Genomic DNA, 12,809 nt, shown 5'->3' with positions numbered 1-12,809 from the left:
GTGCCCGGCCGTGCGCTCCGGTACCCACGCAGGCACCCTGCGCCCCGCCACCCGGCTCCGGCCCCGCTCCACCCGCCTGTCCGTACGGATCCGCCCAGGAGAGACCCCATGAGCAGCCGCACCGTCCGCGACGTCTACGTGGTCGACGCCGTCCGCACCCCGATCGGCAAGTTCGGCGGGGCCCTCGCCGGAGTCCGGCCGGACGACCTCGCCGCACACGTGGTCCGCGCCCTGGTGGACCGTACGCCCGACCTCGACCCGGCCCGCATCGACGACGTGGTCTTCGGTGACGCCAACGGCGCGGGCGAGGACAACCGCGACGTCGCCAGGATGGCGGTGCTGCTCGCAGGACTGCCCGTGACCGTCCCCGGCGTCACCGTCAACAGGCTCTGCGGATCCGGTCTCGAAGCCGTCATCCAGGCCGCCCGCGCGATCGCCGTCGGCGATGCCTCCGTCGCCATCGCCGGCGGCGTCGAGTCGATGAGCCGCGCTCCCTGGGTGGTCCAGAAGCCCGAGCGGGCCTTCCCCGCCGGTCACCAGCAGATGTGGTCCACCACCCTCGGCTGGCGGATGACGAACCCGCGCATGCCCGCCGAGTGGACCGGTTCGCTCGGCGAGGGCGCCGAGCTCATCGCCGAGAAGTACGGCATCACCCGCGAGGCGCAGGACGCCTTCGCCCTGGAGAGCCACCGCAAGGCGGCCGCGGCCTGGGCCGGCGGCCAGTACGACGCTGAGGTCGTCCCGTACGCGGGCGTGGACCTGGCGCGCGACGAGTGCGTACGCGAGGGTTCCACGCCGGAAGCGCTGGCCCGGCTCAAGCCCGCCTTCCGGACGGACGGCTCCGGCACGGTCACCGCCGCCAACGCCTCCCCGCTCAACGACGGCGCGGCCGCCCTGCTGCTGACCGACGAGGCGGGCCTCGCGGCCACCGGGCGCGAGCCGCTCGCGCGGATCAGTGCGTCCGCCGTCACCGGGATCGAGCCCCAACTGTTCGGGCTCGGACCGGTGGAAGCCGTCCGGCGGGCCCTGGACAAGGCGGGCCGAGGTCTGGCGGACCTCGCCGTCCTGGAACTGAACGAGGCCTTCGCCGCGCAGGCGCTGGGCTGTCTCGCCGAGTGGCCCGAGCTGGACCCCGCCGTCCTCAACCCGCGCGGCGGGGCCATCGCGATCGGTCACCCGCTCGGCGCCTCGGGGGCCCGGCTGGCCGGCTCGGTCGCCCACCAGCTGGCGGCGGCCGGGTCGGGTACGGGCATGGCGGCCCTGTGCATCGGCGTCGGCCAGGGGATCGCCCTGGTCCTGGAGCGCTGAGCCGCTCCGGGAACACGGGGCGACCGCCGGCCCAGGGCCCCGGGGCGACGCATGATCGGGGCCCCGATCCGGCGTCGGCACCGAGGGCCCCGAACCCGTACCGAGGGCGCGGGTCTCGATCGTTTCCGGTCACGTGCCCGGGTCAACTGCCCAATAACTGAACAGAAGTGGGGCCCCGGGTCTGGCACGATGGCGCGTGCTGCCGCCCCCCGCCCCGACCATCCCCACCGGAGGCCCCGCGCCATGCCGCTCCTCGATCCGACGCTCTGGCAGGACGGACCCACCCTCACCGGCGGCGCCGCCCCCGTCGTGGAACCCGCCACGGGCCGCACCCTCGCCACCTTCGAGCTCGCCGCCCCGGCCGACGTGTCCGAGGCCGCCGTACGGGCCGGGGCCGCACAGCGGGACTGGTCCCGCACCACCCACCTGGAGCGGGCCGCCGTGCTGCGCCGCGCCGGGGACCTGTTCGCCGCCCACGCCGACGAGCTGGGGGAGTGGCTGGTACGGGAATCGGGGTCGATACCCGGCAAGGCGGCCTTCGAACTGCACGTCGCCGCCCAGGAGTGCTACGAGGCCGCCGCCCTGGCCTCGCGCCCGACCGGGCAGGTGCTGCCGAGCGAGGCGCCACGGCTTTCCTTCACCCGCCGGGTGCCGGCCGGGGTGGTCGGGGTCGTGGCGCCGTTCAACGCTCCGCTGATCCTGTCGATCCGCTCGGTCGCGCCGGCGCTGGCGCTCGGCAACGCCGTCCTGCTCAAGCCGGACCGCCGCACGGCCGTGTCGGGCGGCCTGGCCCTCGCCGCGGTCTTCGCCGCCGCGGGCCTGCCGGGCGGGCTGCTGCACGTCCTGCCCGGAGGCGCCGAGACCGGCGCCGCGGTGGTCGCCGACCCCCGGGTGCGGGTGGTGTCGTTCACCGGGTCCACCGCGGCCGGGCGTACGGTCGGCGAGCTGGCGGGGCGTCACCTCAAACGCGCCCACCTGGAGTTGGGCGGCAACTCCGCCCTCGTCGTCCTGCGCGACGCCGACGTCGAGGCGGCCGTGGCGCAGGCCTCCTGGGGCTCCTTCTTCCACCAGGGCCAGATCTGCATGACGGCCGGCCGCCACCTCGTCCACGCCTCGCTGTACGACGAGTACGTCGAGCGGCTCGCCGCGCGGGCCGAAGCCCTGGCGGTGGGCGACCCGTACCGCGAGCAGGTGCACCTCGGGCCGCTGATCGACGGGCGCCAGGTGGAACGCGTACACGCCCTGGTGGAGGCGAGCACCGCCCAGGGGGCCAAGCTCGTCGCGGGCGGCACGCATCGGGGGCTCTTCTACCGGCCCACCGTGCTGGCGGGCGTCGGGGACGACACTCCCGCGTACACCGAGGAGGTCTTCGGCCCCGTCGCACCCGTGCGGTCCTTCGCGACGGAGGAGGAGGCGGTGGAGCTGGCCTCGGCCGGTCCGTACGGCCTCTCCCTCGGGATCGTGACCCGCGACGCGGGACGCGGACTGGAGCTGGCCGGACGGATCCCGACCGGCATCGCGCACGTCAACGACCAGACGGTGAACGACGAGGCCGTGGCGCCCTTCGGCGGGGTCGGCGCGTCGGGAACAGGCGCCCGCTTCGGCGGCGAGGCGAACCTGGACGCCTTCACGGAACTGCGCTGGACCACGGCCCGCACGAGCCCGGCGGGCCACCCGTTCTAGACGGCCCGGGGGTGTCGTCTCACGCTCCGCCGTGGGCGGAATGATGCGGGCCGGTCGTTCGTTCAAGCAGGCAGACGGCTCTCATCAGGAGGTTTGGACACCGTGGCTACAGTCGAGCTCACCAAGGAAAACTTCGACCAGACGGTCAGCGAGAACCCGTTCCTGCTGATCGACTTCTGGGCGGGCTGGTGCCGGCCGTGCCTGGCGTTCGCCCCGGTCTACGAGAAGGCCTCCGAGGCCCACCCCGACCTGGTCTTCGCCAAGGTCGACACCGAGGCGCAGCAGGAACTGGCCGCCGCGTTCGACATCACGTCCATTCCGACGCTGATGATCGTCCGCGACCAGGTGGCGATCTTCGCGCAACCCGGCGCCCTGCCGGAGGCGGCCCTCACGGACATCATCGGGCAGGCCCGCGCGCTCGACATGGACGAGGTACGGGCCAAGATCGCCGAGGAGCAGCAGGCCGCCCGCGGCACGGGCGCCGCGGACGCCCAGGGGTCCGGCACGCCGGAGGCCTGAGTGCGTGGCGTGCTGCCCGACCAGCGGTGACACTGATCCGTATGACTGAAGCGGTGGAGTACGACGTCGTGGTCCTCGGTGGGGGTCCGGCCGGCGAGAATGTCGCCGACCGGACCCGCGCGGCCGGGCTGAGCACGGCGGTGGTGGAGGGCGAGCTGGTCGGCGGGGAGTGCTCGTACTGGGCGTGCGTCCCGAGCAAGGCGCTGCTGCGCCCGGCGCTGGCCCGGGCGGACGCCCGCCGGGTGCCGGGGCTGGCGGGGGCCGTGCAGGGACCGCTGGACGAGGCGGCGGTGTTCGCGCACCGCGACTACTGGACGGGCGACTGGAGGGACGAGGGCCAGATCGGCTGGCTCGATTCCATCGGGGCGCACGTGTACCGCGGCCACGGCCGGCTCTACGGGGTCCGCAAGGTCGCCGTCACCAGCCCGGAGGGCGAGCACCACGTACTGTCCGCCAAGCACGCGGTGGTGGTCGCCACCGGCACCCGGGCGCTGGTCCCCGACCTGCCCGGGATGGCCGGGGCGCGTCCCTGGACCTCCCGCGAGGCGACCTCCGCGCGGGAGGTGCCCGGCCGGCTGCTGATCGTGGGCGGGTCGGTGGTCGCAGCCGAGATGGCCACCGCGTGGCAGGCGCTCGGATCCCGGGTGACCGTGCTGGTGCGCGGGTCGGGGCTGCTGCCGCGGATGGAGCCCTTCGCCGGTGAGCTGGTCGCCGACGCGCTGCGCGAGGCGGGTGCGGAGGTCCGTACGGGCGTGTCCGTCGAGTCGGTCGTACGGGACGGCTCGACTGGGCCCGTCACCGTGGTCCTGACCGGCGGCGAGAGGCTCGAGGGCGACGAGCTGCTGGTGGCGACCGGCCGCGCGCCGCGGACCGAGGACATCGGCCTGGACACGGTGGGCCTGCCCGCCGGGGGGTGGATCGGGGTCGACGACGGCTGCCGGGTCCCGGGCCACGACTGGCTGTACGCCGTCGGGGACGTCAACCACCGCGCGCTGCTGACCCACCAGGGCAAGTACCAGGCCAGGATCGCGGGCGCCGCCATCGCGGCCCGCGCTGCGGGCGACGCCGCGCCGGACACCGGCCGCTGGGGCGCGCACGTGGCGACCGCCGACACGCAGGCACTCCCGCAGGTGGTCTTCACCGACCCGGAGGCCGCGGCCGTGGGCCTGTCCCTGGCCGACGCGGAGCGGGCGGGCCTCCGGGTGCGGGCCGTCGACTACGACCTGTCGAAGGTCTCCGGCGCGGGGTTGTACGCGGACGGCTACCGTGGCCGGGCCCGGATGATCGTCGACCTGGACCGCGAGGTCCTCCTGGGCGCCACCTTCGTCGGTCCGGGAGCGGCCGAACTGCTGCACGCGGCGACGATCGCGGTCGCGGCGGAGGTTCCGATCGAGCGACTGTGGCACGCGGTTCCGGCCTTCCCCACGATCAGCGAGGTCTGGCTGCGCCTGCTGGAGACGTACCGGGGCTGAGCCGGGCGGGCCGCTGCCCGTGCACGGTCCGGCCCCGTGCACGCCCCCCCGACACGCTCCTGACCCGCCCCCGCGCCGCCCCGTCACAGGGTCCGGCGCGGGGCGGGCAGGGGCAGGGAGAACCAGACGGCTTTGCCCTCGGCCGTCGGCAGCGTGCCCCAGGACTCGGCGAGGGAGTCGACGAGGAGCAGGCCCCGGCCGGATTCGGCGTCCGGGGATGCGAACCGCGCCTGGGGGAGGACGGGGCTGCCGTCGCACACCTCGACGCTGAGTTCCCGGCCCGCCTGGCGCAGCCGCAGCCGGACCGGTCCGCAGCTGTGGCTCACCGCGTTGGAGAGGAGCTCGGACGCGAGCAGGCACGCCGTTTCGCACAGCTGTTCGTCCCCGGTGCCCCACGCGGCGAGGGTGGAGCGCAAGAACCGCCGCCCCTCGCCGACGCTGCTCGGCAGCGGAGCCAGCACCATGGTCTGCGAGGTCACCGGCGCGTCGGGGACGCGCACGAGCAGCAGGGTGACGTCGTCGGTGTTCTCGTCCGCGTCCGGCAGCATCTCGCCGAGGAGGGCGTCGGCCATCATCCCGAGACCTCCGGCGTTGGCGAGCGCCTCGCCGAACGTCTTGTCGAACGCCGACGAGAGGACGTCGAGTTGCTCCTCGATGTCGCTGCCCGGCGTTTCGACCAGCCCGTCCGTGTAGAGGGCGAGCACCGAGCCGGGTTCCACGGTGTGGCGGCTCTCGCCGTGCGGTACCTCGCCGACCCCGAGCGGCACACTGACGTCCACCGGGAGTCGGCTCACGTGCCCGTCCGGGGTGGCCATGAGGACCGGCAGGTGTCCGGCCGAGCACACGGTCAGCTCGGCGGCGTCCGCGTCGACCACCAGGTAGCAGCAGGTGACGAACTGGTCCGGGAGTTCACTGACCACGGCGTCGAGGGCGCGCATCAGCTGCCAGGGCGGCATCCCGGTCTTGGCCAGGGCGTGCGACGCGGAACGGAGCTGTCCCATGACGGCGGCGGCTTCCAGGCCGCGTCCCATCACGTCGCCGATCATGACGCCGACGCGGCCGCCGCCCAGCGGGATCAGGTCGAACCAGTCGCCGCCCACCCCCGCGCCCTGGCGGGCCGGGAAATACCGGCTGGCCGTGGCCATGCCCGGGACCTCGGGCGGCGAGCCCATGAGGCTGCGCTGCAGGGTGAGGGCCACGTGCCGCTGCTGTTCGTACAGTTCGGCGAGCTTCTCCTCCGCGGCCTTGCGGTCGCTGACGTCACGGATGGCCGCGGACACCAGCGTGCCGTCGGGGGTTTCCAGGGGGCTGAGGCTGATCTCGACCGGGAACTCCCGCCCGTCGCGGCACAGGCCGTGCAGTTCCAGCGCGGCGCCCATGGGTCTGACCTGGCGGTTGACGAAGTAGCCCTGCCGGAAGGCGGAGTGGTGCCCCCGGAACCGCTCCGGTACGAGCACCTCGACGGGCCGCCCCAGGAGGTCGGCCCGGGTGTGGCCGAAGAGCGCCTCCGTCTGGGCGTTGACGAGCCGGATCGTGCCCCGGTCGTCGACGATCACCATCGCGTCGGGAGCGGCCTCCAGGAGCGCGCGGAACAGTTCCTCCGCCGCCCGGCGTTCGCTGACGTCGCGCACGGCCGCCGAGATCAGCAGGCCGTCGGGGGTCTCCAGGGGGCTGAGGCTGATCTCGACCGGGAACTCCCGCCCGTCGCGGCAGAGCCCGTACAGCTCCAGTCCGGCGCCCATGGGGCGCACTTGGCGGCTGGCCGCGTACCCGGTCCGGTGCCGCGGGTGGTGTCCCCGGAAGCGCTCGGGGACGAGGATGTCGATGGGCCGGCCCAGGAGTTCCTGCCGGGAGTAGCCGAACAGGGCTTCCGTCTGCGCGTTCACCAGCCGGATCGTGCCGGCGTCGTCCACGATCACCATCGCGTCCGGTGCGGCCTCCAGGAGGGCGCGGAAGGGCTCCTCGGTCGTGGTCGTCATGTCGCGCCTCGCACTCGCCGAATACCACCGAAGCGAACATCCGACCACGTCCCCGCTCCCCGATCCGCGGATTGACCGGAAACCGCGCCCAATTGACCGGGTGTGAACAGGCGCGAGGGTCGCGCCCGGGGGGTCGCGTCGAGATGCGGCAACGTGGTTTCCGTGCAACGGATGTGGTGATCACTCAGGTGGGCCGTGTGTGTGCACGGCAGCGCGGAGGAGGGGTGAGCCAGGCGCCCCCGGGGCGTCGGGAGCGCTCAGCCGGCGCCGAGGTCGCCTCGACGGTGCTTCGAGCGACAGGTGCGCTCCGCGGGAAGGCCGTGCCCCGTTGCCTCCTTGTACGCTGCCCTGCGTCCCTCGCCGGCTCGGTGACCGGCGGCGAGCTTCACCCGCGACCACTTCGTGCCCGACCGGGGACATGACATCGCGCGATCACGTTCACCGGCGGGCCGTCTCGGTCCGGCGGTAGCTGCTGCCGTCGCGGGCCCGGGTGAGCAGGCCCGCGGTGATCAGGTAGCGGCGGAGTGCCGCGTAGTCCTCGTGCACGGTGCGCAGCGCGTCGTTCACCTCCGGCTCCGTGTACTCCCGTCCCGCTGTGAAGAGGGTCTGCGTGAGGTGGGTCAGTACCTGTTCGCGGCGCGCGACCTTGCGGGGAATCGCGATGAGACGGCCGTCGGCGGAGAAGAGGTCGCGGACCTCGCGCGGCGTGCGGGAGGCGTGCGGGGGGTGTTCGGTGCTCTGTGCCATGGTGGCGACCCTCTCCCGGCGCGGGATCCCGGGGCAACGGCTTTTCCCGGCGGGGACGGGCGACGCATCCCCGACGGTGCAGGGGCGGGCCCGGTCCGGTCCCGGACGGGGGCCCGGGAAGATCCCGACATCGCCCGACGCGCCCGCTGTGCGGGTCGTCCGTCGGCCGCGCACCTGCGTCGCGGCTGGGTCCCGGGATCCCGAAACGGGCCCGGGGGCGCGCGTGAGCGTCGCCCGGGACGGTGGCGCGCCGCGCGGGCAAAGCCGGAGATCTCTGAACTCGGAACCTACGGTTCCGATAAGAAACACGGCGTTCTCAGACGAGCGAAGGGGCGCTCAATTCACGCCGCCGAAAATGAGACCGGACGGTGGCTCGTATTCGCCACCGGGCGCGCGGCGGGGCCGTGAGTTCCTTTTGATTTATTCGTCACGGAAGTCCGTTTTGGCTTTAGTTTCCACATGAAACTACCCGCGTAGACCGGACGGTTCGGCCGTTGATCTGCGGCAGACGCTGCGGGCGGGTCCGCGCGTGCGAGGGTGATTTCAAGCCAGGCGCACCGATTCTCTCCAACGGCATAGCGGCACAAGTGTCCTTAAAGATCTCAAAGCCATGATCTCAGGCATTTGGGGTCGCGGTCGCCGTCGCTCCGCCCTTGGATGTTCCTCCAAATGTGCTCGCTGGCCTTTGTGTCTTCCGTCCGCTAACGTCTCTCCACGTGTCCCGCGACCGTCACGGCGCGGTGTGCTCCGCCACACCGCAGTACCCGCGATCGGCCATGGGGGCCGGATTCACCCCGTGATTGCATTCCAGTAGTGGTTTTCCTCGAATAATGGCGCAGGACTGTCGTCTGCCGAGTGATGTCGGTGGATATTTTTAGGAATCACTCTATGATTTCACAGGCTCAGCAGAGCTATTCCGGCGTTGAGGTCAGAGCACCGCAAGACCTCATTCTGGATGAGATATTCGTCGACCTGAACCCCGCTCTGGGGCACAATCTTTCGCTGAAGTGTGAAGGGTTCAATTTCTTCGGCTCGGTCAAAGCCAAAGCGGCGGCGGCGATGATAGCGGCGGCCGAACGAGAAGGCAGGCTGAAGCCGGGTTCCACGATTATCGAATCTTCCTCCGGCAGCCTCGGCATCGCCGTCAGTGCGATCGCCGCCGACCGGGGATACCGGTTCGTCTGTGTCACCGACATCCGGTGCAACGAGCGGAACCTCCACCTCATGCGCTCGCTCGGGGCCGAGGTCGTCCTGGTCGCGGATCCGGACGAGAACGGCGGGTTCCTGGGCAGCAGGATCCGATACGTGCAGGAAGCCTGTGCCGCCGACCCGGACCTCGTCTGGCTCAACCAGTACTCCAACGAGAACAACTGGCGCGCCCACTACGACACCACCGCCCCGGCGATCGTCCGGAACTACCCGCACCTGGAGTTCCTGTTCGTCGGCGCCGGCACCACCGGGACCCTCGTCGGTTGCGCCCGCTACCTCAAATCGATCGGCCACCCCGCCCGGGTGGTCGCCGTCGACAGCACGGGATCCATCACCTTCGGCGGTCCGCCCGGACGCAGGCTCATCCCCGGACTGGGGTCGAGCCAGCCGCCCGCGATCGCCGACCGGCGCGTCATCGACGAAATCGTGATGGTCGACGAGGCGGACACCATCCGGATGTGCCGCTATCTCGCCGGCCGGGGCTTCCTCTTCGGCGGATCGACCGGCACCGTGCTCCACGGCGCCTGGCAGCGGCTGCGCACCGAGCGCCCCGACACCCGCGCGGTCGCCATATCGCCGGACTTCGGCGAGCGGTACCTCGACACCGTCTACGACGAGGACTGGGTCCGCATGCACTACGGCGACATCGGAACGTTCGAGCCGCTGCGGGAAGTCGTCGCCCCCGTCGCCGAATTCGCCCAGGGGTAAGGAGTAGAGAATGCCCACCACTTCGAACTCTCCGGCCCGGCTCGACGAGTTGTTCGTCGCCCAGGTCGAGCGCACGCCGGATTCGCCCGCCCTCGCCCACGGCGCAGAACGGCTCAGCTACCGCCAACTCCACGCGCGTGCCGCTGCGGTGGCCGAGGGACTCGCCGCGCTCGGTGTCGGCGAGGAGACGCTCGTCGCCATCGCCTTCCACCGATCCGCCGACGCCGTCGTCGCCATGCTCGGGACGGTGCTCGCCGGAGCCGCGTACCTGCCCGTGAGCCCTGCCCACCCCGAAGAGCGCATCGCACGCATCCTCGGGGACTCCCGGGCCCCCGTCGTGCTGTGCGGAGCCGGGCTGCGGGAATCGCTGGAGCGGGCCGCGCCGGACGGAACCGCGGTACGCGAACTCGGCGAGCTCGCCACCCCTGCCCCCCTCCCGCCTGCACCCCTCCCGCCTGCCCCCCTCCCGCCTGTCCCGGGCGCCCCGGCCCCGAGCGCGCCCGCCTCCCCGGCCCGTGCCTGCGCCCCCCACCGCCCCGCCGGTGCCACCGGGTCGCCGCTGGCCTACGTGATGTACACCTCGGGCAGCACCGGCCGCCCCAAGGGCGTGATGGTCGAGCACGCCGGTGTCGTACGCCTGGTACGGGACGCGGACTACTTCACGTTCTCCGCGGACGAGCGGTTCCTGCAGACCGGCGCCCTCGAATTCGACGCCGCCACCTTCGAGGTCTGGGGGGCGCTGCTCAACGGCGCCTTCCTCCAGATCGTCGACCAGGACGTGCTGCTGACGCCCGCGCTCCTCAAAGCCGCCCTGCACGACGCCGGCACCACCGTCCTGTGGCTCACCTCCCCGCTCTTCAACCAGCTCGTGGACGAGGACGTCAGCCTCTTCTCCGGGCTGCGCACCCTCCTGGTCGGCGGCGACGTGCTGTCCTGCCGGCACGTCAACCTCGTCCGCCGGGCCCATCCGGCCCTGCGCGTGCTGAACGGCTACGGCCCCACCGAGAACACCACCTTCACCACCGTCTTCCCCGTCGAGCGGACCTACGAGACGTCCATCCCGATAGGACGCCCCATCAGCGGGACGACCGTCGCCGTCCTCGACGCCGACCGCAGGCCCGTCCCCGCCGGGGAGATCGGCGAGCTCTACACGGCGGGCACCGGCCTGGCCCGGGGCTACCTCGACAACCCCGAGCTGACGGCCGAGAAGTTCGTCCTGGTGGACGGCGTACGGCACTACCGCACGGGTGACCTCGTCAGCAGCGACGCCCACGGCGTCCTCTCCTTCCACGGCCGGACGGACAGCCAGGTCAAGATCCGCGGACACCGCATCGAACTCGGCGACATCGACAACGCACTGCTGGAGATCCCCGGTCTCACCGACAGCCACACCAGCGTCGACGACGGCCCCGGCGGCGCCAAACAGCTCGTCAGCCACGTGGTGCTCGCACCCGGGCACGACGAGCGGGGCGTCCTGGACGTGCTGCGCAGGCGGCTCCCGTCGTACATGTGCCCGGCCCACCTGGTGCCGGTGGACCGGCTGCCCCTGAACGCCAACGGCAAGGTGGACCGCTCCCTCCTGCCCCCGCCGCCCGTGCGGAGCGGCGCCGGAGCGCCCCCTGCCACCCCCGACGAGCTGACGCTGGCCCGCCACTGGGCCGACGTGCTGGGTTTGGACGCGGAAGGGCTCGGCCTGGACGACGACTTCTACGAACGGGGCGGGAACTCCATCGCCACCGGCGCCCTCATAGGCCGCCTGGCCCGGGACCCCGGCGTACGGCTCGGCTTCGGCGAGCTCTTCGCCGCCCGGACCCTCGGCGCCATGGCCCGTACGGTGGCGGGGGCCGCCGCCACCGGGCTGGCGCCGATCCCGGCGGCCACCGGGAGCGGCGTGCTCCACCCACAGCAGCGGGCGCTCCACGCCCTCTGGCAGCTCGATCCGGACAGCCTCGTCTACAACATCCCGGTCCGCATCGAAGCGGGGGGCCCGCTCGATCCGGACCGCCTGCGCGCGACGCTCGACCGGCTCATCGCCCGGCACGACGCCCTGCGGAGCCGGTTCACGACCGACGGGGGAGGCGTCGTGCGCCGGGCGGAGAACAGCGCGACCGTCGAACTCACCGTCGTCGACGGTGCGGCCCCCGACTGGATCAGGCCCTTCGACCTCGGGTCGCCGCCCCTGCTGCGGGCGCTCCTCGAACGGCATCCCTCCGGTCAGGACGTGCTCCACCTCGACGTCCACCACATCGTCTTCGACGGCATCTCGCTGCGGCTCCTGGTGGACGAACTGTTCGAGCTCTACGCGGGCTTCGAGCCGGACCCCCCGGCGGTGGACTACGCCGCCGCGGCCGAATGGGCCGACGCCCGCGCGTCCGCCCCGGAGGCGGGGGAGGCCGAACGGTACTGGCTGGCGAAGTTCGCGGACCCGGCGCCGCCGCTGGACCTGCCGACGGACCGGCCGCGTCCCGCTCTGCGGTCCACGGAGGGCGCCGTGGTGACGGTGGACCTGTCTCCCGAGGACACCGCGCACGTACGGGCGGTGGCGGCGCGGGAGTCGCTGACCCCCTTCGCCGTGCTGCTGACCGCCTGGACCGCCGCCCTCGTCCGCCTCAGCGGACAGCGGGACATCGCCGTCGGAAGCCCCATGGGCGGCCGGCCGCACCCGGACCTCGAAGGCGTGGTGGGCATGTTCGTCAACACCGTTGTCCTGCGCGCCAGACCGCGCGCGGGCACCGGACTGGGCGACCTGCTGCGGGACCTGGGGGCGGAGCACCGGGACGCCCTGGACCACCAGGAGTACCCGTTCGTCGACCTCGTCCAACGACTGGACCTGCCGCGGGACTTGAGCCGCAACGCCCTGTTCGACGTGTTCTTCGCATTGCAGGACATCGACTTCCACAGCTTCCGCAAGCACGGACGCAGAGCGACGCTCTCGCTGCCGCACCCGGGGACCTGCCGCTTCGACCTCAACCTCCAGGCATGGCAGAAGCCGGACCGCTACACGCTGGAACTGGAGTACTCCACGGCGCTGTTCGAACGGACCTCCGCCGCCTTCCTGCTGGACCGCGTCGTCGACGCGCTCCGTGAACTGTCGCTCGACCCGCACGCTCCGGTCCTGCCGGAGGCGGCCGGAGGACCCGGACGGGTCCTCGAGGCCGCCGACTTCTCCTTCTGACCAAGGCGA

The 12,809-nt window shown here is 72.6% G+C and carries 8 protein-coding genes; 6 read left to right on the top strand and 2 right to left on the bottom strand.

Annotation, left to right across the window (positions count from 1 at the left end; all coding sequences use genetic code 11):
• Positions 1–108: 108 nt before the first annotated feature.
• The 4 genes from ACFWW8_RS16090 (at position 109) to ACFWW8_RS16075 (ending at position 4,982) form a co-directional block, all read left to right on the top strand.
• Entirely contained in the window at positions 109–1,308 is a 1,200-nt protein-coding gene (locus ACFWW8_RS16090; protein WP_386528923.1) for a thiolase family protein, read from the top strand.
• Between the two features lie 243 nt (positions 1,309–1,551).
• Positions 1,552–2,991, top strand: a complete 1,440-nt coding sequence (locus ACFWW8_RS16085; protein ID WP_386528921.1) for an aldehyde dehydrogenase family protein — start codon at positions 1,552–1,554, stop codon at positions 2,989–2,991.
• Between the two features lie 102 nt (positions 2,992–3,093).
• Positions 3,094–3,510: a thioredoxin family protein gene (locus tag ACFWW8_RS16080; protein ID WP_386528919.1), complete on the top strand. Its 417-nt coding sequence runs from the start codon at positions 3,094–3,096 to the stop codon at positions 3,508–3,510.
• Between the two features lie 41 nt (positions 3,511–3,551).
• Positions 3,552–4,982, top strand: a complete 1,431-nt coding sequence (locus tag ACFWW8_RS16075) for a dihydrolipoyl dehydrogenase family protein (RefSeq protein WP_386528917.1) — start codon at positions 3,552–3,554, stop codon at positions 4,980–4,982.
• A gap of 83 nt (positions 4,983–5,065) precedes the next feature.
• Here ACFWW8_RS16075 and ACFWW8_RS16070 read toward each other — a convergent pair whose 3' ends face one another.
• A complete protein-coding gene (locus ACFWW8_RS16070) occupies positions 5,066–6,961 on the bottom strand; it encodes a PAS domain S-box protein (RefSeq protein WP_386528915.1) in 1,896 nt (631 codons plus the stop codon).
• A gap of 438 nt (positions 6,962–7,399) precedes the next feature.
• Positions 7,400–7,708, bottom strand: a complete 309-nt coding sequence (locus ACFWW8_RS16065; protein WP_386528912.1) for a DUF2087 domain-containing protein — start codon at positions 7,706–7,708, stop codon at positions 7,400–7,402.
• A gap of 858 nt (positions 7,709–8,566) precedes the next feature.
• On the opposite strand from ACFWW8_RS16065, the gene sbnA reads away from it, so the two are divergent.
• Both sbnA and ACFWW8_RS16055 read left to right on the top strand, forming a co-directional pair.
• The gene (sbnA, locus tag ACFWW8_RS16060; protein ID WP_386529009.1) at positions 8,567–9,625 is read left to right on the top strand and encodes a 2,3-diaminopropionate biosynthesis protein SbnA; all 1,059 of its coding nucleotides are present in this window, start codon (positions 8,567–8,569) and stop codon (positions 9,623–9,625) included.
• 10 nt (positions 9,626–9,635) lie between these two features.
• Positions 9,636–12,800 carry an amino acid adenylation domain-containing protein gene (locus tag ACFWW8_RS16055; RefSeq protein ID WP_386528911.1) on the top strand — a complete coding sequence of 1,055 codons (3,165 nt, stop codon included), beginning with the start codon at positions 9,636–9,638 and terminating at the stop codon, positions 12,798–12,800.
• Positions 12,801–12,809 lie beyond the last annotated feature (9 nt).

It is taken from the genome of Streptomyces sp. NPDC058701 (assembly GCF_042715295.1).
In the GTDB taxonomy this organism is placed as follows: domain Bacteria; phylum Actinomycetota; class Actinomycetes; order Streptomycetales; family Streptomycetaceae; genus Streptomyces.
This window is presented reverse-complemented; position numbering and strand designations above follow the sequence as displayed.